At 53.5% G+C, this 25,751-nt stretch carries 17 protein-coding genes and 10 tRNA genes; 19 read left to right on the top strand and 8 right to left on the bottom strand.

The annotated features are described in order from the left end of the window. The first annotated feature begins 1 nt into the window (after position 1). From IFO68_RS09990 to hemW, 3 genes are all read left to right on the top strand, one after another. The gene (locus IFO68_RS09990; protein WP_192015765.1) at positions 2-430 is read left to right on the top strand and encodes a DUF4426 domain-containing protein; all 429 of its coding nucleotides are present in this window, start codon (positions 2-4) and stop codon (positions 428-430) included. Between the two features lie 104 nt (positions 431-534). After that, positions 535-1,128, top strand: coding sequence for an XTP/dITP diphosphatase (locus IFO68_RS09995; protein WP_192015766.1), 594 nt, complete (start codon positions 535-537; stop codon positions 1,126-1,128). After that, positions 1,128-2,288, top strand: coding sequence for a radical SAM family heme chaperone HemW (gene hemW / locus IFO68_RS10000; protein WP_192015767.1), 1,161 nt, complete (start codon positions 1,128-1,130; stop codon positions 2,286-2,288). Before IFO68_RS09995 ends, hemW begins: the two co-directional genes overlap by 1 nt. Before the next feature lie 69 nt (positions 2,289-2,357). On the opposite strand, the gene glsB is transcribed toward hemW, so the two are convergent. Both glsB and trmB read right to left on the bottom strand, forming a co-directional pair. After that, positions 2,358-3,278: a glutaminase B gene (glsB, locus tag IFO68_RS10005; protein ID WP_192015768.1), complete on the bottom strand. Its 921-nt coding sequence runs from the start codon at positions 3,276-3,278 to the stop codon at positions 2,358-2,360. A 116-nt stretch (positions 3,279-3,394) separates the two neighbouring features. After that, the gene (gene trmB / locus IFO68_RS10010) at positions 3,395-4,132 is read right to left on the bottom strand and encodes a tRNA (guanosine(46)-N7)-methyltransferase TrmB (protein ID WP_192015769.1); all 738 of its coding nucleotides are present in this window, start codon (positions 4,130-4,132) and stop codon (positions 3,395-3,397) included. A 174-nt stretch (positions 4,133-4,306) separates the two neighbouring features. Here trmB and mutY point away from each other — a divergent pair, with 174 nt between their 5' ends. From mutY to IFO68_RS10070, 12 genes are all read left to right on the top strand, one after another. Continuing rightward, the gene (gene mutY, locus IFO68_RS10015) at positions 4,307-5,368 is read left to right on the top strand and encodes an A/G-specific adenine glycosylase (protein WP_192015770.1); all 1,062 of its coding nucleotides are present in this window, start codon (positions 4,307-4,309) and stop codon (positions 5,366-5,368) included. A gap of 77 nt (positions 5,369-5,445) precedes the next feature. Then, positions 5,446-5,718, top strand: coding sequence for an oxidative damage protection protein (locus IFO68_RS10020; RefSeq protein ID WP_027253620.1), 273 nt, complete (start codon positions 5,446-5,448; stop codon positions 5,716-5,718). A 130-nt stretch (positions 5,719-5,848) separates the two neighbouring features. Then, complete coding sequence (gene mltC, locus IFO68_RS10025) at positions 5,849-6,985, top strand: membrane-bound lytic murein transglycosylase MltC (RefSeq protein ID WP_192015771.1); 1,137 nt, start codon at positions 5,849-5,851, stop codon at positions 6,983-6,985. Between the two features lie 151 nt (positions 6,986-7,136). Then, positions 7,137-7,212 (top strand) — tRNA-Phe (locus tag IFO68_RS10030). Between the two features lie 149 nt (positions 7,213-7,361). After that, positions 7,362-7,437 (top strand) — tRNA-Asn (locus IFO68_RS10035). Positions 7,438-7,567: 130 nt separating this feature from the next. Further along, positions 7,568-7,643: transfer RNA gene (locus tag IFO68_RS10040), tRNA-Thr, on the top strand. Between the two features lie 33 nt (positions 7,644-7,676). Further along, positions 7,677-7,752: transfer RNA gene (locus tag IFO68_RS10045), tRNA-Phe, on the top strand. Positions 7,753-7,901: 149 nt separating this feature from the next. Next, positions 7,902-7,977: transfer RNA gene (locus tag IFO68_RS10050), tRNA-Asn, on the top strand. A gap of 138 nt (positions 7,978-8,115) precedes the next feature. Continuing rightward, positions 8,116-8,191 (top strand) — tRNA-Phe (locus IFO68_RS10055). A 107-nt stretch (positions 8,192-8,298) separates the two neighbouring features. Continuing rightward, positions 8,299-8,374 (top strand) — tRNA-Asn (locus IFO68_RS10060). A 571-nt stretch (positions 8,375-8,945) separates the two neighbouring features. Further along, positions 8,946-10,112, top strand: coding sequence for a lytic polysaccharide monooxygenase (locus IFO68_RS10065; RefSeq protein WP_192015772.1), 1,167 nt, complete (start codon positions 8,946-8,948; stop codon positions 10,110-10,112). A gap of 275 nt (positions 10,113-10,387) precedes the next feature. Further along, positions 10,388-12,013 carry a methyl-accepting chemotaxis protein gene (locus IFO68_RS10070; RefSeq protein WP_192015773.1) on the top strand — a complete coding sequence of 542 codons (1,626 nt, stop codon included), beginning with the start codon at positions 10,388-10,390 and terminating at the stop codon, positions 12,011-12,013. A gap of 71 nt (positions 12,014-12,084) precedes the next feature. On the opposite strand, the gene IFO68_RS10075 is transcribed toward IFO68_RS10070, so the two are convergent. The 5 genes from IFO68_RS10075 to IFO68_RS10095 form a co-directional block, all read right to left on the bottom strand. After that, positions 12,085-12,648 (bottom strand): Lcl C-terminal domain-containing protein, encoded by a 564-nt coding sequence (locus IFO68_RS10075; RefSeq protein WP_192015774.1) that lies wholly within the window; start codon positions 12,646-12,648, stop codon positions 12,085-12,087. A gap of 11 nt (positions 12,649-12,659) precedes the next feature. Beyond that, positions 12,660-14,108, bottom strand: a complete 1,449-nt coding sequence (locus IFO68_RS10080) for an Lcl C-terminal domain-containing protein (protein WP_192015775.1) — start codon at positions 14,106-14,108, stop codon at positions 12,660-12,662. Positions 14,109-14,115: 7 nt separating this feature from the next. Further along, a complete protein-coding gene (locus IFO68_RS10085) occupies positions 14,116-16,419 on the bottom strand; it encodes a proprotein convertase P-domain-containing protein (protein ID WP_192015776.1) in 2,304 nt (767 codons plus the stop codon). Between the two features lie 11 nt (positions 16,420-16,430). After that, positions 16,431-18,590, bottom strand: coding sequence for a TonB-dependent hemoglobin/transferrin/lactoferrin family receptor (locus IFO68_RS10090; RefSeq protein WP_192015777.1), 2,160 nt, complete (start codon positions 18,588-18,590; stop codon positions 16,431-16,433). A 132-nt stretch (positions 18,591-18,722) separates the two neighbouring features. Beyond that, entirely contained in the window at positions 18,723-20,783 is a 2,061-nt protein-coding gene (locus IFO68_RS10095; protein ID WP_192015778.1) for a prolyl oligopeptidase family serine peptidase, read from the bottom strand. Between the two features lie 417 nt (positions 20,784-21,200). Here IFO68_RS10095 and IFO68_RS10100 point away from each other — a divergent pair. The 4 genes from IFO68_RS10100 to IFO68_RS10115 all read left to right on the top strand — a co-directional run bounded on the left by IFO68_RS10100 (position 21,201) and on the right by IFO68_RS10115 (position 23,238). Further along, a tRNA-Phe gene (locus IFO68_RS10100) sits at positions 21,201-21,276 on the top strand. A 149-nt stretch (positions 21,277-21,425) separates the two neighbouring features. Further along, positions 21,426-21,501: transfer RNA gene (locus IFO68_RS10105), tRNA-Asn, on the top strand. A 156-nt stretch (positions 21,502-21,657) separates the two neighbouring features. Next, positions 21,658-21,733, top strand: a tRNA-Thr gene (locus IFO68_RS10110). A gap of 236 nt (positions 21,734-21,969) precedes the next feature. Then, entirely contained in the window at positions 21,970-23,238 is a 1,269-nt protein-coding gene (locus IFO68_RS10115) for a cyclic di-GMP phosphodiesterase (RefSeq protein ID WP_192015779.1), read from the top strand. Positions 23,239-23,270: 32 nt separating this feature from the next. On the opposite strand, the gene mrcB is transcribed toward IFO68_RS10115, so the two are convergent. Further along, on the bottom strand, positions 23,271-25,700 hold the full coding sequence (mrcB, locus tag IFO68_RS10120) for a penicillin-binding protein 1B (protein ID WP_192015780.1): 2,430 nt from the start codon (positions 25,698-25,700) through the stop codon (positions 23,271-23,273). Positions 25,701-25,751 lie beyond the last annotated feature (51 nt).

Genomic DNA, 25,751 nt, shown 5'->3' on the forward strand with positions numbered 1-25,751 from the left:
CATGAAACAGTTACTGATTGCTATTATTGCAACCATAGGTTTTGCCCTGCCAGCACAGGCAGAACAACTTAAAAACATCGGCGAGCTGGAAGTTCACTATTCAACCTTTCCGTCTACCTTCCTGACGGCGGATATCGCTAAAAACTACCGCATTCAGCGCAGCCGTTATTCGGCCCTGATCAATGTCACAGTGCTGGATACCAGCACCGAAGGTAAACCCGCGGTGGCAGCACAGGTGAAAGGGACGGCGCGCAATCTGGTCGGCAATGAGAAAAACCTCACTTTCCGTGAAGTGCGCGAAGGCGATGCTATTTACTACATTGCCGAGCTGAGCCATGCCAATGAAGAACGCTTCCGTTTTAATATTGATGTCTCCCGCCAGTCCACCAGCGGTAATATTCAGTTCGAACAGACCTATTTCGCGGAATAAGCCACTCCAGCGAAAAAGAGGGCAGCACTCTTCTTTTCTGTCTTTGGCATTTGCTCTGGCTGTGGGTATCATAGCGCCCCCAGCCTTACAGACCAGGAGTCTTCATGAGCAAATTAGTACTTGCGACCGGCAACCAGGGTAAAGTCGGTGAAATGGCCAACCTGCTTGCCGATTTCGGTTTCGAGGTCATCGCCCAGACGGATCTTGACGTCTCTGATGTCGCCGAAACCGGCACGACATTTATAGAAAATGCCATTATCAAAGCGCGTCACGCCGCCAGAGAAACCGGCCTGCCCGCGATTGCTGATGATTCCGGTCTGGAAGTGGATGCCCTCAAAGGCGCACCCGGTATTTACTCTGCCCGTTATGCCGGAGCAGGCGCCAGCGATCAGGCGAATCTGGAAAAGTTGCTGGATGCCATGCAAGAAGTGCCGGAGGCAGAGCGCACAGCCCGCTTCCACTGTGTACTTGTCATGATGCGCCATGCCGATGACCCGACACCTCTGGTTTGCCACGGAAAATGGGAAGGACGTATTCTCCGCCAGGCCAGAGGCGATAATGGCTTTGGCTATGATCCTGTTTTCTGGGTACCGGAAGCCGACTGCGCCTCAGCCGAGCTGTCCCCTGAACGTAAAAAGCAATTGTCACACCGCGGCAAAGCCTTGCAACACCTCTTTGCTGCCCTGAAGGACGCCTGATGTTAGTACCGCCACCACTGAGCCTGTATGTACACATTCCCTGGTGTGTCCAGAAATGTCCCTACTGCGATTTCAACTCCCATGCACTGAAGCACGATATCCCCGAGCTGGATTACATCGACGCTCTGCTTGAGGATCTGGCTATCGATCTTGATCGCTATCAGCTGGCCGATGGCAGCCGGGCTCTGCACTCCATTTTTATCGGTGGCGGCACCCCGAGCCTGATTTCCGCGCCGGAGATCGGACGGCTACTGGCAGGCATTGAAGCCAAAATCCCGTTCAGTGACAAGATTGAAATCACCATGGAAGCCAATCCCGGCACAGTGGAAGCCGGCCGGTTTCAGGCCTACCGCGAGGTGGGCGTCAACCGGATTTCCATCGGTGTGCAGAGTTTTCAGGATGACAAACTCAAACGCTTAGGCCGGATTCACGGCAAAGGTGAAGCTGTGCGCGCTGCCGCACTGGCCGAAGAAGCCGGGCTGAACAGCTTCAATCTGGATCTGATGCATGGCCTGCCGGATCAATCCGTTGAAGATGCCATGTCGGACCTCAGGCAAGCAATCGCCTTGAACCCGCCGCATCTGTCCTGGTATCAGCTGACTATTGAGCCCAATACACTGTTTTATTCCAAGCCACCAACCCTGCCGGATGACGATGATCTGTGGGATATTTTCGAACAGGGCCATGTACTGCTGGCCGAGGCCGGTTATCAGCAGTATGAGATTTCCGGTTACAGCAAGCCCGGCATGCAGTGCCAGCACAACCTCAATTACTGGCGTTTTGGTGATTACCTTGGCATTGGCTGCGGTGCCCACGGCAAGGTGAGCTTTGCTGACGGCCGCATCACCCGTACCGTGAAAGTCAAACACCCGCGCGGTTACCTTAATCGTCAGAAAGCCTATTTGGATCAGGAAACCCAGGTGAGTGATGAAGAGCGTCCGTTTGAGTTTTTCATGAACCGCTTCAGGTTGCTGGAAGCCTGTCCGAAGCAGGACTATGTTGAGCGGACCGGCCTGTCGCTGGACAGTATTCGCCAGCCGATCAGCTGGGCTCTGGACAAGCAATACCTGCTGGATCAAGGCGACAGCTGGCAAATCACCGAACAGGGAAAACTCTTTTTGAATGATTTACTGGCCGCTTTTGTCGAGGAAGACAAGTAACAGGCTTATTGTTCGCTGGCAGCCTGCTGCCAGCGATTGTCACTTGCAGACACAGAAGATAGGGTAAGGTCAGAAAATAGAGCGGCCAATCCGCTCAGCCAGCAGCTCCAGTGCGGCGGTGCCGGCCACTGAATTGCCCGATACATCCAACTCGGGCGACCAGACCGCAATTGACATTTCCCCCGGCACAATAGCGACAATACCGCCTCCGACTCCAGATTTACCCGGCATGCCGACACGATAGGCAAACTCACCGGCACCATCATACAGACCGCAGGTTGCCAGCAGCGCATTGATTTGTTTGCTTTGCGTGGGCGAAATCAGCGGGGTGTCTGTGCCCAGAGGCATGCCTTTGTTAGCCAGATAGCTGAAGGTCCGGGCCAGATCAACACAGCTCATTTTGAGCGCACAGTAGCCGAAATAATTGCCCAGTACAGGCACAACGTCGTTGTTGAAATTACCGAATGCCCGCATCAGATAGGCAATTGCCGCATTGCGATCACTGTGCTGCATTTCCGATGCGGCCACGTCTTTGTCGTAGGCAACATCCGGGTTACACGCCAGACTGCGCACCAGCTCCAGCATCCGGTACTGCGGCGCCGACAGACGGCTGTGCAGCAGATCCGACACCACCAGCGCACCGGCATTAATGAAAGGATTACGCGGAATCCCCTGCTCCAGTTCCAGCTGGATCATCGAATTAAACGCATGTCCCGACGGCTCTTTCCCGACCCGGGACCAGATTTCATCCGCCTCATACAGTGTCATGGCCAGAGTCAGGCTCAGCACTTTGGAGATCGACTGGATTGAGAAGCCTTCTTCGCTGTCGCCGGCCTGAATAATTTCACCGTCGTTATAGCAAACTGCGATGCCAAGCCTGTTGGCAGGAACCTGTGCCAGCGCAGGGATATAGTCGGCGACTTTGCCCTGGCCGATTAAGGGTCTGACTTCATCCAGAATGTCATTCAGCAACTGCTTATTTGGCTTCATTCACTGTCTCCAGAGGACAAAAAAGCCAACTCAGAGGCTGGCTTTTCAGGCTAATAATGTTTTCAGGTCAACATCTTACTCTATGTTGCCCCTGAATGGCTTTGAACCATAGCACATTATTCTGTTCGCGCGAACTTCATATCCCACACACCGTGACCCAGTCGATGCCCGCGGGCCTCAAACTTAGTCAGCGGACGCTCCTCAGGTCGGGGGATATAATCGCCATCCTGCGCGGTATTCTCATAGCCAGGCGCCGCTTTCATTACATCCACCATATGTTCGGCGTAATTTTCCCAGTCTGTTGCCATATGGAAAATACCACCGATTTTCAGCTTTTTACGCACCATTTCCACAAAAGCAGGCTGCACAATACGGCGCTTATGGTGACGGGCTTTGTGCCACGGATCAGGGAAGAACAACTGTACTGTATCCAGGCTGCCATCCGGGATCATATGCTCAAACACTTCAACGGCGTCATGACACATCACACGCAGATTCGTCAGGCTTTCCGCTTCCGCGGCCATCAGACAGGCGCCGACGCCAGGGCTGTGCACTTCAATACCGATGAAGTTTTTCTCCGGCGCATTTTTTGCCATCTCAACCAGAGAGGCCCCCATACCAAAGCCAATTTCCAGCACCACATGGCCTTCTCGGCCATAAACCTCAGTCCAGTTCAGTGGTTGCTTGTCGAAATCGATCCCCATGTTCGCCCAGTTATTTTCCAGCGCCAGTTGCTGGCCCTTGGTTAAACGACCTTCACGACGCACAAAGCTGCGGATCTTGCGTACCAGCTTACCGTCTTCTGTGTATTCAGTCAGGGTGACGTCAGCATTTGTTCTGGATTCTTGGCTCATGGGTCCTTACCTAAAATTTGAAGTGTTTGGCACTAATGGATCCGGCATTATCCAAAGTTCACGGCTGAGTGCAAGTGCCCTGACAGATTGAAGCCGACAGCGCTTTGTGTTGCAATCAGCACCGCAGACGCAAACTTGCCTGCACCAACTCTATAATAAAGTGAGCAATCCCCTGTGAGCACTAGTTTTTCTGACGCCATTCTGGTCTGGTACGACAAATATGGCCGCAAAACCCTGCCCTGGCAGCACGATAAAACGCCCTATAAAGTCTGGTTGTCTGAAATCATGCTGCAACAGACCCAAGTCGCCACTGTCATTCCCTACTTTGAACGTTTCATGGCGCGCTTCCCTACCGTCAGTGATCTCGCTGAAGCCGATCAGGACGAAGTTCTGCACCTGTGGACGGGTCTGGGTTATTACGCCCGCGCCCGAAACCTGCACAAAGCCGCAAAGCAGATTGTGTCTGAACACAATGGTAAATTCCCGGAAAATATTGAACAGGTAATGGCCTTGCCAGGCGTGGGCCGTTCCACAGCAGGGGCCGTGCTTTCTTTGTCACTCAAACAGCATCACCCGATTTTAGACGGCAACGTTAAGCGGACGCTGGCCCGTTGTTATGCCATAGAAGGCTGGCCGGGGAAAAAGCCGGTGGAAAACGCCTTATGGGCAATCGCCGAGAAGAACACCCCGGCTGAGGGCGTAGAGCGCTACAACCAAGCCATGATGGATATGGGGGCCATGATATGTACCCGCAGCAAACCCAAGTGCGAACTCTGCCCGGTGACCGAGATATGCCAGGCGAAAGCACAAAGCCGTCAAGCCGATTTTCCGGGTAAGAAGCCCAGAAAAACCCTGCCGGAAAAGCAGACCTGGTTTGCCATTTTTCAGCATGGCAGTGAAGTCTGGCTGGAACAGCGGCCTCCTGTCGGCATCTGGGGCGGATTATGGTGCTTCCCGCAACACGACAGCGAAAATATCCAGCCACTGCTCACCCAGCGCCTTGGCGCATCGGCATCTGACGAACTGAAGGCTGAGCACCTCAACGCTTTCCGCCATACCTTCAGTCACTATCACCTCGACATAGTGCCGCTGCGATACCAGCTCACTCAATTACCATCCATGATCAACGAAAGTCACCACGGGCAATGGTATAACCTGCTCAATCCACCACAGGTAGGATTAGCCGCCCCCGTGGTACAAATTCTGGAAAGCCTGCGTTACGAGCTTGAATCGTGACGGTATAACCGAGAAACTAGTGGTAAGAAACCAGTGACCAGTTTTGATAGCTGGCAAATAAGATAACTGAGGATCCCATGAGCCGTACTGTATTTTGTGCCCGACTGAAGAAAGACGCTGAAGGTCTGGATTTCCAACTGTATCCAGGTGAACTGGGTAAACGTATTTTCGATAACATCTCTAAAGAAGCCTGGGCTGAATGGCAAAGCAAACAGACCATGCTGATCAACGAAAAGAAACTCAACATGATGGATCCGGAGCACCGCAAGCTTCTGGAAGCAGAAATGGTGAAATTCCTGTTCGAAGGTCAGGATGTTGTCATCGACGGCTATACGCCACCGAGCGAGTAACACTGAACGCAAGTTTCATGTGCACGAATGTCACGTTCTCAGGCGCCAATGCCTGAAAAACGTACCGTGAACAACAATAAAATGACATTATTTGCCAAAAGCAAGTGATGTCATTTTTTATATGAATAACATGAAAAAAACACTCCTTATTGCCACAGTGGCACTAAGCCTGAGTGGTTGCAGCCGTGAAGTGGTTGAAAATATCTACGGTGTTAATTACGCACCGACCAACCGGTTTGCGAAAAATCTGGCGCCATTACCCGGACAATTTACCAAAGATACCGCGGCCCTTGATCGTCTGATCCACAGTTTCAGCGGCCAGGTGAAGCAGCGCTGGGGGGATGACAACGTCCTGATTGCCAGTAAGCACCACTACGTTAAATATACCGATGGCTACCAGAGCCGGGCCCATGTCGACTTCGATAAAGGGGTAGTGACCATTGAAACGGTAGCGACCACCAATCCCAAGCAGCATCTGATCAATGCGATCGCAACCACACTGCTCACTCCCTCTGATCCCGCTGAGGTTGATCTGTATTCTGCTCAGGATTTCGCCCTGAGCGGCAGCCCGTTCTTACTCGGTCAGGTTCTGGATCAGGATGGAAAGTCCATTGAATGGTCCTGGCGGGCTAAACGTTATGCCGAATATTTAGTCAACAACAAGCTCAAGAAGAAGCAGGTTCGCTTTCAGCAGGCGTACTACGTCGATATTCCCATGGTGGCTGACCACGTCAGTAAGCGAAGCTACAAGTACGCCAACATAGTGCGCGATGCCTCTCGCCGTTATGGCATTAAAGAAGATCTCATTTACGCCATCATTAAAACAGAAAGCAGCTTCAATCCTTATGCCGTCAGCCCGGCTAATGCCTATGGTCTGATGCAGGTTGTGCCAAAAACCGCCGGGGCAGATGTCTTTAAGCTGGTAAAAAAGCAAGCCGGGCAGCCTTCCCCGCAATATCTGTTTGATCCGGCGAAAAATATCGATACCGGCACCGCCTATTTTTACCTGTTGCAAAACCGCTATCTGAAAGAGGTCCGCAACCCGCTGTCGCTGCACTACAGCATGATCTCAGCCTATAATGGCGGAACCGGTGGCGTGTTGAGCGCGTTCAACCGTAACCGTAAACGGGCGATGCAGGATTTAAACCAACTGCAGCCGAACCAGGTTTATTGGGCATTAACAAACAAGCATCCCAAAGCAGAAGCTCGTCGTTATTTAGAGAAAGTGACTCGCTACCAGAAAGAGTTTCATAACGGAAAAATCTGATACAGAGTAATAACTTTCCGCTCAATGACCGGAATAACGCCGACTCCTGAACCTCAGCGAACAAAAAGCGAGCAAGCAATCGACATTCGCACTTTTTTATGGAAAAAGGTATTGACGATGAGGGCCAAAACCCGTTTAATAGCGCTCCGTTGCCTCGATAGCTCAGTCGGTAGAGCAGAGGATTGAAAATCCTCGTGTCGGTGGTTCGATTCCGCCTCGAGGCACCATTATTAAAAATTATGGTGCTACTAAGCAGCAACGATATCTGTTTGTCGCGATGCGACAACGTGTCGGTCCCTGGCCGGGCGCGGTAGATTCCGCCTCGAGGCACCATTATTCTTTATGGTGTTCTGGTAACGTCATAATGCAGGACAATTCCCCCTTAGTTCAGTCGGTAGAACGGCGGACTGTTAATCCGTATGTCGCTGGTTCAAGTCCAGCAGGGGGAGCCAATTAAATGCATTGCTTAACGGCAGTGTGTATCCTCCAAACTGGTGAGCACTATGTGCTCAATGTCGCTGGCCTGGCCGGCCGCACCTAGTCGGCCACGTTAAGTCCAGCAGGGGGAGCCAAAATTCGTGTGCCGACTTAGCTCAGTAGGTAGAGCAACTGACTTGTAATCAGTAGGTCACCAGTTCGATTCCGGTAGTCGGCACCATTTATTTAGAGTAAAGCAGTAATGCTTTACCCTGCCTCGATAGCTCAGTCGGTAGAGCAGAGGATTGAAAATCCTCGTGTCGGTGGTTCGATTCCGCCTCGAGGCACCATTTTTAAAAATTATGGTGCTACTAAGCAGTAACGATATCTGTTTGTCGCGATGCGACAACGTGTCGGTCCCTGGCCGGGCGCGGTAGATTCCGCCTCGAGGCACCATATTTTATTATGGTGTTTTGTTGACACTATAAAGCAAGACAATTCCCCCTTAGTTCAGTCGGTAGAACGGCGGACTGTTAATCCGTATGTCGCTGGTTCAAGTCCAGCAGGGGGAGCCAATTAAATACATTGCTAACGGCAGTGTATGTCCTCCAAACTGGTAAGCACTTTGTGCTCAATGTCGCTGGCCTGGCCGGCCACGTTAAATCCAGCAGGGGGAGCCAAACAGCAAAGCGAAGATTAATCATCTTTGTTCTGCCTCGATAGCTCAGTCGGTAGAGCAGAGGATTGAAAATCCTCGTGTCGGTGGTTCGATTCCGCCTCGAGGCACCATATTAAAAAGTGCTTGGGTAATGCCTGTAAGATTATGTTTTCGCTTTGCGAAAATGTGTCGGTCCCTGGCCGGGCGCGGTAGATTCCGCCTCGAGGCACCATACAATTCCCCCTTAGTTCAGTCGGTAGAACGGCGGACTGTTAATCCGTATGTCGCTGGTTCAAGTCCAGCAGGGGGAGCCAATTAAATACATTGCTAACGGCAGTGTATGTCCTCCAACCTGGTGAGCACTTTGTGCTCAATGTCGCTGGCCTGGCCGGCCGCACCTAGTCGGCCACGTTAAGTCCAGCAGGGGGAGCCACTTTAGAAGCCCTGGTCGAAAGACCGGGGTTTTTCTTTATCTGTCACTGTGAACACTACAGACAAAATCATTCCTCCTTTAGCCTTCTGTGAACTGACATACTGAATGCTGCGCATTCATTGTCGCTGGCCTGTCCATGCGCATCTGGTCGGCCACGTTAACACCAGCAGATACATCTATCACTAAGCCGCCCGGACGCGCTGTATAACCTCCCTGCCCGCTTTTCATTTACCCGACTGAATGACTGTTATGGTCTCTATCAATGAGTCAAAGCAGCCGCAGCGTGTAAGAAACCAGCTTTTAGTCCCAAGTATTTAATACGCGATGCAAATTATCATACAAGCTTTTGAGTCACTTCCCTTATTTACATTCCATGAATTGCCTGTTGAGCACTCTTCGTCCAAACCCTTAGATGCAATTACGCACTTTTCGACTTGTTTTAAGGAGAGAAAATGTTAGTTCAATACGCTTCATGGAGGAAAGGGCTGCTGTGCCTTGGTATCACTTCGGTGATCAGCTCACTGTCAGCCACAGCTCACGCGCATGGATACATGGACTATCCACCGGCCAGGCAGGAAATCTGCGATCGTGACGGTGGCTACTGGGATACAACAGACGGTTCAACAATTCCAAACGCCGCCTGCCGCGCCGCCTTTTTACAATCAGGCTGGTATCCTTTTATCCAAAAGCCTGAGTTTGCCCGGCTGGTGTCAGATTACAATAATCAGGCTGCTGTCGAACAAGCCATTCCAGATGGCTCACTGTGTTCAGGTGCCGATAACAAAAAGTCCGGCATCGTTCTCCCTTCCCCTTACTGGCAGAAAACCCTGGTGGATCTCACTGACAATGGCCAGCTGACACTGCTTTACCGTGCTGAAACACCGCACAGCCCCAGCTTCTGGAAGTTCTATCTGAGCAAGCCTGGTTTTGACAGCGCGGCGCAATCTCTCGCCTGGGCGGATCTGGATCTGGTGGCAGAAGTGGGTAATATACCGACCACTACAATTAATGGCCTGAAGTATTACCAGATGACGATCACCCTGCCGACTGATCGTACCGGAGATGCGGTACTGTTCACACGCTGGCAGCGCGTAGACCCGGCAGGAGAAGGTTTCTATAACTGTAGTGATATCCGCTTTGCAGGTACAGGCACCGGACAACCGGGTAACTGGACCAGCGCGGGCGCTTATGTCAAAGCAACAGACACTGCACAGCCCGGAGAGTCAGCCTGGTTCCGTATTTTTGACCACAATGGTCAGGAAACCGTATCAGAGCAGTTAGCCATTACTACCGCCAACCAGTCTCAGGCTGTGTGGGCAGAAACTCTGGCTACCACAATCAATCAGGCTTATCCGCAAACGGTGCAGGTTGGCAAACAAGACACTAACGGTGCCATTACTTTTGATACTCAGGATCTCTTTGGTAACCAGGTTTTCCTGAACAATCAGGAACACACCTACCAGCTTGATATAAAAGTGATACCGGCCGCCCCTGACTGGATCGCAACCAAAGCCTATGTAGCTGGCGACAAAGTCATCTATCAGGGCCTGCTCTACACGGCTAAATGGTGGACAAAAGGAGACCAGCCCGGTCAGTCCGATGTCTGGCAGCTAAACTAACCGGAGTATGGGTGGTATGCACTATACAATACCACCCATTTCCTGCTCTGCGATACCCGCCGGCACAGGCTCTCCCGCTATTGTTATATCAATCAGTAACCATAATTCATTCAAAAGGTAAATAGCGAAAACTTTTCCTCTTAAGCCAGATCATGTTTTGCCACTTTCCTTCTCTGAACGCCTGGCAACCTGAATTACTATTTTTTCACGATGAAAAATAACTCCTCCTCACCACATGTCAGGAGGCCTCTTATGCATTACCAAGAGACCAGGGAATGAAACTCAGGACACAAACATATTGGCTATCCGGCATCATACTGTTCGCATTGTTATTTATTATGATAACTGGCCTGTGGACGCTGCGAATGGCCAGCAATCAGGATAATGAATCCAGAGTCACGCAGTTATTTAACAGCACTTACAATATCCTGACTGAAATTGAGAAGATGTCTAAGGAAGGCATTCTCGATGAGCCTCAGGCCAAAGCACTGGCGACCCGCCTGTTGCAAAAAAATATCTATAAAGACAATGAATATGTCTACGTGGCTGACAGCAAGCTGATGTTTATTGCTGCGCCGCTGGATCCTCAGCTGCACGGCACCAGCTTCCATGACTTCAAAGACGGCAAAGGTAACAGTGTCGGTAACATTCTCAAGCAGGCTGTGGCAACAGGCGGGGGCAAGCTCGCTCATTATACCTGGACCCAGAAACAACCCGACGGCAGCATTGAAGAAAAATTATCTATCGCCCGCCAGACGCCATACTGGGGCTGGTATGTAGGTACCGGCATCGGCTTCAACGAAGTCAATCAGCGTTTCTGGTCAGCCGCTAGCTGGAAGCTCATCTTATGTCTGTTCATCACGATAACCATTCTCAGCGTCTTGATTTTTGCCAGTAAACGCATTATTAACCTGCTGGGCGGCGAACCCGACGATGTGCAAGCCGCAGTCCAGGCCGTGGCCGATGGCAAGATCACCACGCATTTTGCACACCGGGCAGAGCCGGGCAGCATCTACTATGCCGTCCAGACCATGAGCCTGTCTCTGGCGGAATTAATCAATAATCTGAAGCAATCCATGTCGGCACTGCACAGCGAAATAGATCAGGTTTCGTCGCGTTCCGGTATTATTACCGGCCTGACAGACAGCCAGCAGCAGTCTACCGTCATGATAGCCACCGCGATGACGGAAATGGCCTCTTCAGCGAATAATGTCGCCGAGTCGGCCAGCGAAACAGCCAGCAATACCGAGCGTGCCGATCAGCAAAGCCAGGTCACTCAGAACCTGATCCTCTCTACTGTCGATAATATTCAGGGACTGGCCGATCAATTAGGCATCGCCAGCCAGGCCGTTTCTCATCTGGATACCGAAGTGAACAGTATCGCCAGAGTGCTGGAGGTCATCGGTGATATCGCTGAGCAGACAAACCTGCTGGCCTTGAATGCCGCCATCGAAGCGGCCAGAGCCGGAGAGCAGGGACGCGGTTTTGCGGTCGTGGCCGATGAGGTTCGAAATCTGGCCGGTCGCACGCAAAACAGCACCAAGGAAATTCAGCAAATGATCAGCCGCCTGCAAAGCGGCTCGCGCAATGCCATTCAAACCATGGAAACCTGTGCCGAGACCAGCCAGTCCACGGTGCTGCAATCCCAGGAAGCCTCAGATGCACTGAACCAGATAGTCGCAGCCCTGGAAAGCATTACCGAAATGAGTCATCAGATTGCCGCCGCAGCCGCCGAGCAGACGCAGGTTAGTGACGATATCTCAGCGCGCATCAATATGATTGAAGAAAACGGCAACCAGCTGTCTGACGTGGTTAATCAAAGCCATAGCAGTACCCGCTCGCTCACCAGTCTGTATCAGGAACTGGAGCAGTGGACACAGAAGTTTACTTTAAAATCCTGACCCGCCAGCCCTGAACACACCGAACCCCACCTACAGTGGGGTTTGGATGTTTTGCGACATCACAGAGTGAATTACTGCGCGTTATCACTCACCAGCAAGACCCCGAACTCAAAATCCTGATAGCCGTAATGCACCACAGTGCCATCGCTGATACCAAAGGTCAGTATGGTCTGGCTTTGCGCATGGGGTGTCGACGACCAGACAGTCGCAGTCATGGCCCACTGCTCATCTTCAGTACGGATCAGTCCCGGAAACGCCTTCAGATTCACCGCAGGAGCCAGACAGGCCACTTCGCGCAGACTGGCCAGCTCTTTGATGTTGGGCATCCGCCAGCCTGACACGCCATCAATCACAGCGCCTTTCTCATTAAGATCAATCTGGAACAAAGCTTTCTTCCAGCTGTAGGCTTCCGGTGTGCCCTCACAGGTTTGCGTTTGCTGATCCCAGCGGGTCCCCAGCAGGCAGCGGCGCCAAACCAGATTGGTTTGCAAATCCGTCACTGTGCCAGTGCCATTCTCTTTAAAGCGGATATCCGGCGCACTGCCCGGGATATCCTGATAGCAGGACTGAAATGCTGCCATCGCATTGGCGGAGCACAGAGTACACAACAGCGCACCAACAATTTTTTTCAACATGGTTTGATTCCTTATTCTGCGACCATACGAACGGCCATCACATTCGGTGACAGACACTCTTCACCCGGCACACAGAGTGCCTGATATGCCGTTAACTCACCCAGTCCTGTTCCACCGTCAGCACCGCTCATCTGAGTCAGGTAAGTAATCGCTTTGCCGGCGGTGTAACCCGGATCAGTCCGCAGCAGAGTCGAAGACCAGTAGAAACCATAGGGCAGATCGTCGCTGCCGATAGTCTGATCGTTGAAGAACCGCACCTTCAGACCATAGGTGTTGCCTGCCGCATCCGTCGCCGTTTCACCGAAATCCAGCAGATCATACTGCTCATTCATGGTCGGCAACCGCCAGCTGGTTTGGCCGCAGTAGCCGGAGGTATTCAGTTTCTCGCTGTACGCCTGCGTGGTACAGGCTGCCAGATGATCTGCGCTGCACGAAGCCAGTGCAATTTCATTGGCATGGGGAGTAATAGTCTCGGTTTCCAGTGCAAACACACGATGCTTGTCACGGAACGAGGTTTTGTCATCGGCTTTGACTTCCCAGATCAGCCCGGTTCGCTCATCTTTGACACAGTGCCAGCGGGCACTGTCTGGCGGCAGCGGCTGCCCCTTCTCGTCCAGCTTGGTGAATTTAAAACCGCCGTCAGTCACATCCAGGCCGAAGCTGGCATCCTGACCCGGTGTACCGCTGTCAGGCTGATCGGACATTTGCCCGCTCGACAGATTGAGGTGCTGCACCATGCCGGTATCATTGAGCGCTTTGCCGGACATCCGGCCCAGCGCCACTATTTCCTGGATCTGGCTGGCACTCAGCGTGCCGGCCAGCAGATCCGGGCCGTAAGTCACCAGGCCTTTGGCTGCCCCGGCAACCGCGGCAGCATAATCGTCACTGCCGGCACCCAGTAGCCCGAACAGCGCCACCATCTGAGTGTCCAGCTCAGCCAGAGCCACAACATCACTGCTGGCCAGCAGATCCGTCGGCGGGGTTATCCCCAGAGCTTTGAGCTTATGGCTGACCGCTGCAACGGCGGCATCCAGACTGGCGCCAGCCAGCATTTCACCCATGACCAGCGTAGTCACTCCATTGATCAGGATGAAAGCATTCTCACGGGCTGCCGGTGCCGCCAGACTCAGAGGTGACGATACCGAGGAGCGGGCCGAGACCGCCGGACCGGTCTGAACCAGCAAAGGGGAAGTTTTCACCCGGATATCAGCGCTGGTCAGGGTGAAGTTATACTGATTGGAGCTGACCGAAGGTTCATCGGATCCGCACGCCCAGTCGCGGTTGATATCGGCACACACCGTCATCGGCAGGCCAAGATTTGACGACGATACGCGCCCGCTGACGTCATAAAGCGGCAAATCCTGATCATCGGCCTTGCTGCTGCCAGAACCTGAGCCATTACATCCGCTCAGGGCCATGGTCAGCGCAACCGGCAATGCTGCTAGTTGTAAAGATTTCATCTGACTCTCACTTATTATCGACATTCGATTGACGGCGTCTCAGCAACGCCATCACAGCACCAAACAACAGACTGAACAGCCCAAGCGAGCCACCACCGGACGCACTTGGCTTGTCAGGCTGCGTTGTGTTGTCTGCGGTTGGTTTATCCTCCGGTTTCGCTGCGCTGTCGGTTTCACCGCAGTCAAACCCAGTTACTGCCCCGATTCCCCAGGATCTGAGCTGGCCGCTCTGTCCCGTGACTCTGTCAGTCACTTCCAGCACCCAGTTACCCGCCATAGGTTCGCCCTGCAACTGCGCCAGTGCCGGCGTATTGCTGAGCGTGAAGGTGTAGCTTTTGTCCGTCAGCGGATAAGCCTGGTAGTCCAGCAGAGAAAAACTCCGGCCTGAAGGCGTACGGATCACCACCTTCAGATCGGAAAAACGGGTATGAGAAACAGACAGCTGAATACCGAAATCATGAGAGACACTGGCGGCGTCTTCAGGCACGCTGAGCGCGAACAGCGCTTCTCCCAGCAGTATCTTACCGCCTCCGTTGATCTGACGGGCATCCGGCAGCGCCTGATTCAGTTGCTGCAGGGGTTGCGACAAGACAGGCACGCCATAGCTGAAACTCAGCTGCTGCTGGCTGCTTTGCGTTTGTTGTGCCGGATCGGCGGTGACACTGATGTCCGCCGTCAGCGCAATGCTTTCCCCGCACTGCAGCGCCTGCGGGATACGGATCAGCTCATTGACCCGGCTGATCGCACCGGCAGCCAGGTGATCAGCAGCAACTACCTGATGCCAGTTCAGTGCAGGTATCGCCAGTTCAGCACGAAACGCCGCCAGTGTCTGCTCGCTGGCGTTAACCAGAGCAACAGACAGCTGAGTCTGATTATTGTCTGTCACCGCCAGCGCCGAAGCGGCCTGATCCAGCACCACGGCATCGCGCAAAATGCCATGATGCCTGAATCTGCCGGCCAGCCAGCTGGCATAGCTTTTCTGCGGATAGAGGCGCTGCGCTGCGTCAACAGTGGACCGGGCCAGATCGTTCATCTTCATGCCAAAGCCCATCCCGGCCATCCCTTCGAGCACCACGCGGTTAAATTCATCAAACGCCGCTTCGCCATAGACGGCTTCGGCCTGTTTCAGAGTCTGAAACAAAGGCGTCGACCACAGCTGATCCCCCAGGGTGCCGAACACAGAAACATGCGCCCGGTATTCCATTTCAGGGTAATAGCGCGCTTCCTGATCATTGAGCGAGCGCCGCGATTTCAGCGCACCGACCGCGCCGTCCCAGTTGGCAAACACATCCAGCTCAAAGCGTTCGCTGCGATCCCGCTGCCCCCAGAAGCTGTAAGCTCCGGCCCAGTAATCGCCAAAACCTTCACCTATGGCTTCGCTGTCTCCGCCTTTCCAGTCCGGAACCAGTTGATAGTTAATGGCATGCCCGAATTCATGCAGCACCACGTCGGCATCCTCACTGTCCGGGACACCACCAACTCCCATCGCCAGGATCCCGGCATCTGTCAGGTAAGTGGAGTTATTGGTACTCTGGCCCTGCGCATCGATTTTCAGCGGGGCGTGAAACACGGCCAACTCACCGCGAAAACCCAGGCTTTCGAGGTACTGCAGCGAATGATCCAGGTGGTAAAACGCATTGACATCCCGAAACGCCGCGTCCTGGCGAGTAAAAGCAAAACCTTCGCTATCAGCCACTGACACCAGCCCCTGCTGCGGCCCGAGCGCCAGATCTGTGATGTCGGTAATATCGACCGCCATCACCCTGTCGTTGGCCAGATACAGCTGACCATCCTTGCGGGTCACCTCGACACCTGTGACCCTTTGATAGGCTTCTGCCGGAATCACAACCTCATCGACATTGGCATGGCCGGCTTCAAGCGCCCGCCCCGTTGCGGTGCGCGGATCCGGATCAAACACTGTCATGGCCGTCTGAACCCTCTCGCCCTCCGGCGGCGTCAGCAAGGTGTGCGGCCGGGGTGGCAGCGGCTGGTTCAGAGCGCAGTTTGCCGTTTCATCCAGCAAGGTGTTGAAAACACGGTACAACTGGCCGTGCTGATCTGTGGTCACCACAATCGCACCTTCACAGGGCCGGTCCAGAGCGTCTTGCTGAACAAAATTGTAATGGCTGCCCAGCAGGCTCTGGCGGGTGTAACGCAGCGCCAGCGACTCTGTGTGCAGATAGCGAGACTGCACATACGCCAGCGCCGCATCACTGTCATGAATCGCAACAGTATCAATCGGATAGAGCAGATGCTGAGCCTGAGCCTGGCTGCAGAGCAGCGCGGCCGTCGTCAGAAAATATCGTCTCATTGCGGCTTTCCTTAAAAGCTGTACTTGGCGTTGACGCTGAAATAGCGGCCCGGCTCAGTTGAAAAGGTGGTTTGGGCTTCGCTCACACCCGCCACGTCCTGATACCGGGTGTACTGATGATCGAACAGGTTATGCACCGAGGCATTGATGCGGAAATCCTGGGTCAGATTAAATCCCGCGCCGGCATCAAACGTCATCCAGCCTGACGTGGTGGCACAGCGCTGGCTGATCCCCAGCTCATCCTGACAGCTAGGCACTTTGTCCATCGCACCGGCATAATTGACCCGTACGAAGCTCTGCCAGTTGTCCTGCAGATACAGCAGCATGCTGTTGCCTTCCAGCGGCGTCAGGGTGCGGATCGGCTCGCCGTGCTCATCCTCGCCGTCAACGATGCCCAGCTTGCTGACAAGGTTCAGGCGCTCGCTGAACCAGTAGCTGACGCTCATCTCGGCACCGTAGGTTTTCACGCCGTCCAGATTCTGATACTGCACTTCGGCGTACTTAGCGGCTTCGTTCCAGCCAATGGTTTTTTCGCTGATAAAATTGTCGAACACCGAATAGAACACCGCGCCGTACACAGCGAGCTGGCCGTCATCGTATTTGGCTCCCAGTTCCAGGTTGTCACTGGTTTCCGCCTCCAGATCGGCATTCGGCCGGATCACAAAATTGCCCAGATCGCTCGACAAGTGCGGGACAAAACCGTAGGCCTTGGCATAGGAGGGCGCGAGAAAACCATGGCTGTAACTCAGGTAGGAATTCAGGGCTGGCGTCCATTGGTAGGCCAGCGACAGACTGGGTGACAGCTCACCGCTGCTCAGATCATGCAGTGGATAACCGCCAATGGTTTCCTCCACCTCAGACGACATTTGCTGATAATCAAAACGCAGGCCCGGCGCCAGGTTCCATTTACCCCAGCGAATATCATCATGCAGATACACCCCCAGATTGTGGGTTCGGGCCGAGGCAAAAGGCGCAGAGTCTTGCTGCGTGTCCCCGCTCCAGTCGGCAATCCGCTTGCTGACCGGGCGCTCATGCAACATAGATTCCAGCTCCATCCCCCAGGCGATGGCGTGCTCAACCTCGCCATGAGCAGCCCGCTGCTGCAAATCGGCTGACAAGCCGATCAGATGATCATTAAATGCACGGCTTTCAGACTGACGCCGTTTGAACACCAGCCCTTCCTGTGTCCGCTGCATCGCAATATCTTTATCGCTCAAGGTGTCTGTCTGGCGGTAGTACAGATTGATATCGGCCTGCTCGGCCAGCAGGGCTTCCCCTTCCCATTCAGCCCCTGCGCGGACAGACAAGGTGCTCGTCTCCCCTTCTTCCAGAAACGAGCTGGCTTGCCAGCCGCCGCCGTCCGGCTGAGTCGGGGGTATTCCCTGCTCCCGCCTCACCTGCTGCTGGTAATAATCTGCCTTGCCCTTGAGCGTCCAGCTGTCATTCAAAAACCATTCACTGGTCAGAGCCGCATTGAAGCCGTCAATATTCCTGAGATAGAGCGACTGATCATGGTTTTTGCTCTCACTGCCCTGCCAGTAACTGACCCGCACCAGATGCGCCGTGTCGCCCAGCCGTGCCGCCGTGGTCAGTGTCGAAGTGTACTTATCACTGATCCCCGAATAACCGCCTTCCAGACCGGCATAGTGATCCTCGCTGCCCAGATAATCACTCGCTGTTTTCGAGGTCAGCACCACCACGCCGCCAATGGCACCGGAGCCGTACAGCGACGAGTCCGCCCCTTTGACCACTTCAATCTGCTTAACATCGCCCAGATCGAAACTGTTATGGCCGGCCACATCGTTCAGATCGCTGGCCCCATAGCCGTCCGCAACTTTGACGCCGTCTTTGATCACCGCAATCCGGTTACCGCTCATACCACGGATCGTGATGGTTTGCGGACGTCCGGCACCACCGCTGACACTGACACCGGGTTCATGAGACAGTACGTCATACAGCTCGGTCGATCCCTCACGTGCAATATCCTCGCTGGTGATCACCGCCACTGAGCCATTGGTTTCAGACAGCGGCTGCTCGATGCAGGTCGCCGTGACTACCACAGTCGTCATTTTTTCGGCTTCCGCCTGCTGGACGGCCAGGCTGTGAAAACTCATCAGGCCTGCGCTACTGGACAGGGCACACAAAGCCAGGGGGACAGGCTTCAACTGCATGTTGCACACTCCGGTTGTTATAAAAAATTGTTATGAAAATTTGTTATTAAAATGAACGGTTAAGTTTTTATCAGGTAATAGCAGCCCCTCCGGCTTCCAGCGAAGCCAGACAGGCTGTAATAGCAAAACAGTTTAAGGTGACTGTGTTGCTGTGGGTGCCAGATGCAGCAGGAAGGCATACTCTCTGGCCTGCTGCCGCATCGCCTGCCGGGCATCCTGGCGGTGACCGCCTGACAGGTCGGTCTGCAGCAGATAAGGGCCCTGGCTGAGGCTGTTGTCGCGGATTGCCATCACCCAGCGGGCAGGTTCCCAGTAAGGCACCTGAGTGTCGTACAGTCCGGCGGTCACCAGCATGGGCGGGTAAGCCTGCGGCGAAATGTTGTCATTCGGGCTGTATGTTTTCATCACCGCCAGTTGCGCCGGATCACGGGGGTCGCCCCATTCGGCATACTCCTGCCGGGTCAGCGGCAGGCTTGGATCCGACATGGTGGCTATCACATCAACAAAAGGAACCTGCAGTACGGCACCGGCAAACAATTCCGGCTGCCGGTTCAGCGCACCGGCGATCAGGGTACCGCCTGCACTGCCGCCCAAAGCCAGAATGGGCCTGTCGCGACCCTGGCGGTAGGCTTTGATCACTTGCGCCACGGCCAGATAATCGTCGAAGCTGTGGGGTTTACTGTGCCCTTTGCCCTGCGCATACCATTGCGGGCCAAGATACCCACCGCCTCTGACATGGGCGATCGCATATATCACTCCGCGATCCAGCAGGCTGATGATTTGTGGCATGAAATAAGGACGCACCGGAGTGCCATAAGCACCGTAGCCATAAAGAAAAACCGGGGATTTTTCATTGATCCGGTCAGTACGGTAAGCCAGTGTCACAGGAACGGAAACGCCGCCGTGACGCACCTGAATCTGTTCAGTCTGATACGCGGCCGTATCTATACCGCGATAACGATCTTCCGTCAGAGTCGCAATGCGCATTCGGGTAAGATCCAGCGCCAGCCACCGCGGTGGCTGGGTCAGCGACATGCTGCGGATCATCACAGAGCGGCCATAGCGGTTGCTGTTACCAGACAGCCAGGCCACACCGCCTGCCGGAGTGATGATGGTGTCAAACAGGCTCTGGCCCTGATAATCAAGGACGATCACCCGACTGGTACTCTTCTCGGTTACTTCCAGCACTATGTGTTCGGGAAACAGCAACCAGTTCTTGATGTGCTGGTTGGCTGCTGGCTGCCAGAATGGCTGCCAGTTCGTGGCATCACCCTCGTTCAATGCTGCGCGAAAAAGACGAAGGTCACCGTCACGGTTGCTGGCCAGAAACAGGGAGGCGTGGCGCACATCGGCATAATATTCGATACCAGATTCGCGAGGCCGCAGTGTAGCCAGACGCATGCCGCTGTTACTGTCCACCAGCATCTGTTCACTGCTGTCATGGTTATTCGACTGAATGATCACATACTGATCATCTGTCGCTGCATAGACAGATACCAGCCACGCCGGATTGTGCTCCCGAAACAGCATCGCTTTGTGTGCCTGCGGCAGCGACCAGCGCACCACTTGATACGGACGGTAAGTCCCGCCTTCATTTTCGACGAAATACAGGCTCTGGCTGTCAGCACTCCACACAAGATCCGTCGCGGCGTACTCTGAAAGCGTTGCAACAGTCTGCCCGCTGGACTGCTCAATAACGCTCAGCCGGTAATTACGATCGCCCCGGCGATCTTCAGTGACGGCCACATAACGGTGATCCGGACTCACCTGCCAGCTGCCGAGCTGATAGTAGTCCGCCTGTTGGCTGCGCGGTGTCAGATCAACAGCTGTGCTCACTTCACCTGTCCGGGCATCCTGACGCAGCAACAACCGGGACTGATCCGCTGTGCTGAGACGATAATTGTATGACCCGGCAAGCTGCCATGGCCGATCGGCCACGCTGGCCTGACGGGCCTGCCACTCATCCAGCAATGACTGTTCCACCGAGGCCTGTTGCTGTAATGCCTGCTCTGTCTGCTGATTTTGGTCCCGCAGAAAAGCCAGTACCTGTGCCGATTGACGGGAATCATCCCGCAGCCAGCCGTAAGACGGGGCCGGTTCGGAGCTCGCCTTCACATCAACAGCGAATACCAGCCAAGCCGAAAGCAGGCTCGCTATACCGCACAAAGTGATACCCACCAAGCAACTTTTCATCTCGACACCACAACCTACTTACAACTTCATCTGGGAAAGTCATTTTCCGCCCATTAAACAGGGCGCACATCATGCACACAAACAGTAATGAGATCAATTATCAGTTTCATTTGTATTTATAAAAACAGACAGGGAGTGATTCAGATCACACTAAATCATCTAGGCAACAAGATGCTGACCAAAAAACATACCGAATAAAGAAGAACAAACAGAAGAAAGCGCGGGATAATAAAAATTGAACCATAGTAATCGCCGGGTGAGTCCCAGCATGACGATGTATAAATCTGGTGATTTTCATTATTCAGCGGGCAGGGAAGATTAAAATCCACGCAATCCGTACAAAAAAAGGGATCTTGTTCGTTTTTTTTCAAAAAACCATTGACGGAAAAACGCAAAACCTTTTTAATGCGCCCCGTTGCCTCGATAGCTCAGTCGGTAGAGCAGAGGATTGAAAATCCTCGTGTCGGTGGTTCGATTCCGCCTCGAGGCACCATTATTAAATATTATGGTGCTACTAAGCAGCAACGATATTTGTTTGTCGCGATGCGACAACGTGTCGGTCCCTAGCCGGGCGCGGTAGATTCCGCCTCGAGGCACCATATTTCTTTATGGTGTTCTGGTAACGTCATAATGCAGAACAATTCCCCCTTAGTTCAGTTGGTAGAACGGCGGACTGTTAATCCGTATGTCGCTGGTTCAAGTCCAGCAGGGGGAGCCAATTAAATACATTGTTTAATTGCAGTGTATCTCCTCCAAACTGGTAAGCACTGTGTGCTTAAATGTCGCTGGCCTGGCCGGCCGCACCTAGTCGGCCACATTAAGTCCAGCAGGGGGAGCCAGTTTTGTTATTTGAAAATAACTTAACAATAATAAAGCCGACTTAGCTCAGTAGGTAGAGCAACTGACTTGTAATCAGTAGGTCACCAGTTCGATTCCGGTAGTCGGCACCATCTTTTAAACCTCGCAATTGCGAGGTTTTTTTTATCTATTCCTCTTGCACATTTTTCACGACATTAAGCCCATTTTTTATTAACGGTATTCTTAATAATCGATTTCAGAACGCTATTGTGATACACATTTCACACAGCACGGAATAACCTCTCCCTTACCCGACTGTCAAAACATGACAGGCACAGGACACACCGTGCATTGCCTGCCTGAAATAGTAAATGCATAGAAAAAGGTAATGACAAGCATAGAACTTCCTACCGAGTGTTTAACTCCAGGTCTGTATATCAAACTGCCGTTACAGTGGACGGAGCATCCGTTCATGCTTAATCACTTCAAGATTAAAGATAACCAGCAGATCCGTCTGATAAAAAACCTCGGGCTTAAATTTGTCATTCTCTATCCGGATAAAAGTGATACCCACCCTCTTCCGAAAAATACGCTCAATACCGAACAGGATGACATCTCAGAGCAAGAAGCCCGCTTTATCCATAAACAAGCCGATAAGTTGTGGAAAGAAAAGCAACGGCGAATTGAGTATCTGAAGAATTACAAACGCAACCTCAACCGTTGCGAGAAAAGCTTTCAGCGTTCTTTGTCCAAGTTACGCGCTATTTCGCAAAAAATAAAAAACCGTCCTGTGACGGCGTTTGCCGATGCAAAAGAACTTGTCAACGATATGGTAGAAGCCTTACTGGACAACGACAATCTGGTACTGCATCTGATGAGCGATGCGAAAGAATCGGAAGATATTTACTACCATTCGCTGAATGTGGCCGTACTTTCCATGTTGCTGGCCAAGTCAAACGGTATGCCAGCCAGCGATATCAAAACCATTGCCCTTGGCGCCCTGTTTCACGACATAGGTAAACAAAAAATACCGACGCACATTCTGCGCAAAATAACTGCTCTGACAGAGCCAGAAACGAATTTCCTCAAACTGCACCCGAAGTACAGCCTTGAACTGGCAGAGCTGGGTGAAAACTTCCCGGATGCTGCCAAACCTATTCTCAGTCAGCACCATGAGCTGATGGACGGCAGTGGCTATCCGCTGGGCTTACAGGGCCATCAAATAAATCGCTTTGCACAATTGGTTGCTGTCGTTAACGCCTACGACAACTTGTGCCATCCTATGGATCCCGGCAAAGCCAAAATCCCCTACAGTGCGCTTTCCTATCTGTTTAAACACAAGAAGGGGCAATACAGTGAGGAATTCATCGCGTTAATGGTGCGTATGATGGGCGTCTATCCGCCGGGCAGTGTCGTGCAGCTTTCCAATCAGCAGGTCGGCATGGTCATTTCCGTGAATGCCAAACGCCTGCTTTACCCCAACATTTTGATTTACGATCCGAGCGTACCATCCAATGAAGCACCAGTGCTTGATCTGGAACAAAGTGAACTGACGATAGAACGGGCGCTGCATCCGCAGAAACTGCCCGAACCTATACGCCAGTACCTCAATCCCAGAGCCCGTATTTCTTACTACTTCGAACCGGAAAACGGATAAGGGCTGACATTCAGCCCTTCCGCCGATGCGCTTTACCAGCTGAACATGTCTTTGATCCAGCCTTCAGGCTTACCCTTCCGGCAATGTGCAGACAACGAACCGGTCGGATCCCAGGCAGGCAGTGACTGCTCGCCCTGGCAATCCAGGCCCAGAGTGCCGTTCTGCAATCTGTGATACTTAAGCGTACTGAGTTTCTGCGGCCAGCTAAGCTGCAGCCGCTCAGGCTGGCGGCGCTCCAGATAGCCACTGTAGAGGCGTAATGCGCCGCTGGATCCGGTCAGCTTCACCGGTTTATTGTCATCCCTGCCAATCCACACAGTGACCACTTCCCTGCCGTCGGCCCCGACAAACCAGCTGTCGCGGGTATCATCTGTGGTACCGGTTTTGCCAGCCAGTGCTGCCCAGCCAAATCTGGGTTGCAGATAACGCCCTGTCCCCTGACTGACAACCCGCTTCATCGCATAAGTCGTCAGCCAGGCCGCCTGCTCAGGCACCACCTGACGGCCGGAAGGAAGATGACGGTAAAGCACTTTGCCCTGACGCTCGACCACAGCGCGCAAAGCCGTCTGGTCGGCGCGGCGTCCCCCGCTGGTCAGGCTCTGGTACATCTGACTGACGTCAAACGGCGACAGGGTAAAGGCGCCCAGCAAAATTGAAGGCAGGCGTGGCACGGCTTCTTTGGCGACGCCAAGTTCAGCCAGAGTGGCTATCACATTGTCCAGCCCGACCTGCAGGCCCAGATTCACCGTAGGGACATTCAGCGAACGTGATAAGGCGTCATACAAAGGCACCTGGCCGCGATATTTACGATCATAGTTTTGCGGGCGCCACTCACTGCCCTGATTGCCTTTGAGCAAAATCGGCTTGTCGTCCAGTGTCGTTGCCAGACTGAACTTATCAGGCTGGCGCAGGGCGCTCAGATAAACGGCAGGTTTCACCAGCGAACCAATCTGCCGGCGACTGTCGAGTGCCCGGTTGAATCCGGCATAACCCGGACGGCTGCCGCCTATCATGGCCCGGATCTCACCACTGTGACGGTCCACCGCCACCATAGCCGTTTCAATCGGACTTCCGGCTTTTTTCTCCAGTAGCGGGATCCACTGAGCAACCGCATTTTCTGCTTCTTGCTGCGACACAGGATCCAGAGTGCTGAAGATCCGCAAACCGACCCCGGGAGTGAAACGGTTACCGACTTTCTCTTTCAGTTCCCGTTGCAGAAGCTGGAAGTACGCAGGCTGGCGGCTGGCGATCACCGGCTGCTTTTGCACATCCAGCTTTCTTGACGCGGCCTGCTCATACTCAGCGCCAGTCAGGATATTTTGATCCAGCATCAGTCTGAGCACCAGATCCCGCCTGTCTCTGGCGCGATCGTTATGTCGCCACGGGTTGTAGTACGACGGGCCTTTGACCATGCCCACCAGCATCGCCAGCTGATCAATGCGCAGTTCCTGTAAAGGCCGGCCAAAGTACAAGCGTGCGCCCAGGCCAAAACCATGAATTTCCCGGCTGCCGCTCTGGCCGAGATACACCTCATTCAGATACGCTTCCAGGATACGATCTTTGCTGTAGCGATAATCGATAATGATCGCAATATAGGCTTCCTGGATCTTGCGCCACAGCGAGCGTTCGCGGGTCAGGAAGATATTTTTTGCCAGCTGCTGAGTTAAGGTACTGCCGCCCTGCACGGTACGTCCGGCTTTAAGGTTCACCAGCGCCGCACGCAGGATAGCCAGTGGTGACACCCCGCCGTGGTGATAGAAATCCCGATCTTCAGTCGCCAGCAGGGCATCAATCAGCACTTCAGGAAACTCTTCCCGTGGCGTGAAGATCCGCTGCTCCCCTTCTTTAGTACCCAGCATCCCCAGCATTTTGGGTTCGACACGAAGATACCCCAGCGTCTTTTCCCGCCCGAGATCGTCAATCTTGCTCAGCCCGCTGTCACCGAATGTCAGCATTACGTGGCGCTGACTTTCATAACCGTCATCGAATTCAAACGGACGGCGCACCAGCTCGATGCGGGTCGACGAGGCAGAATACTCCCCGGCACGCTGCGGGGTACGGACTTTGTGATACTGCAAGGCGTCCAGCTCACGTTTCACTTCGCTCAGGGTGATGGCCTGACCGGGTTGCAAATCCAGCACCCGGCCGTACACAACGGCGGGTAAGTCCCAGAGCTGGCCTTCAAATTTGTCCCGCACCAGGGTGTCCAGATAGATACCCACTACCACCACCACGGCCAGAACCGCCAGCCCCAGCTTAAGGCCGGAGAACAGGACCCAGCGCCCTATGCGGGCGAGGCGGCTTTTCGGTGGGGTGCGTTTAGGCGGTGTCTTAACCGCTTTTTTGCGCGGCTGAGTTTTGGCTTTTTTGCTGGCCGGAGCGGCTTTCCTGGTGGCTCTTGGCTGTTTTTCCGTTGGCTTTTTGGGCGCGGCCAGGCGGTGCTTGGACTCTTTGATCATCATGATGTCTTAGTGATGTCTTCGCTATCAGGCTGTCAGTTTCAGCGCAGCACA

This window comes from Photobacterium arenosum (genome assembly GCF_014841115.1).
Lineage (GTDB): Bacteria > Pseudomonadota > Gammaproteobacteria > Enterobacterales > Vibrionaceae > Photobacterium > Photobacterium arenosum.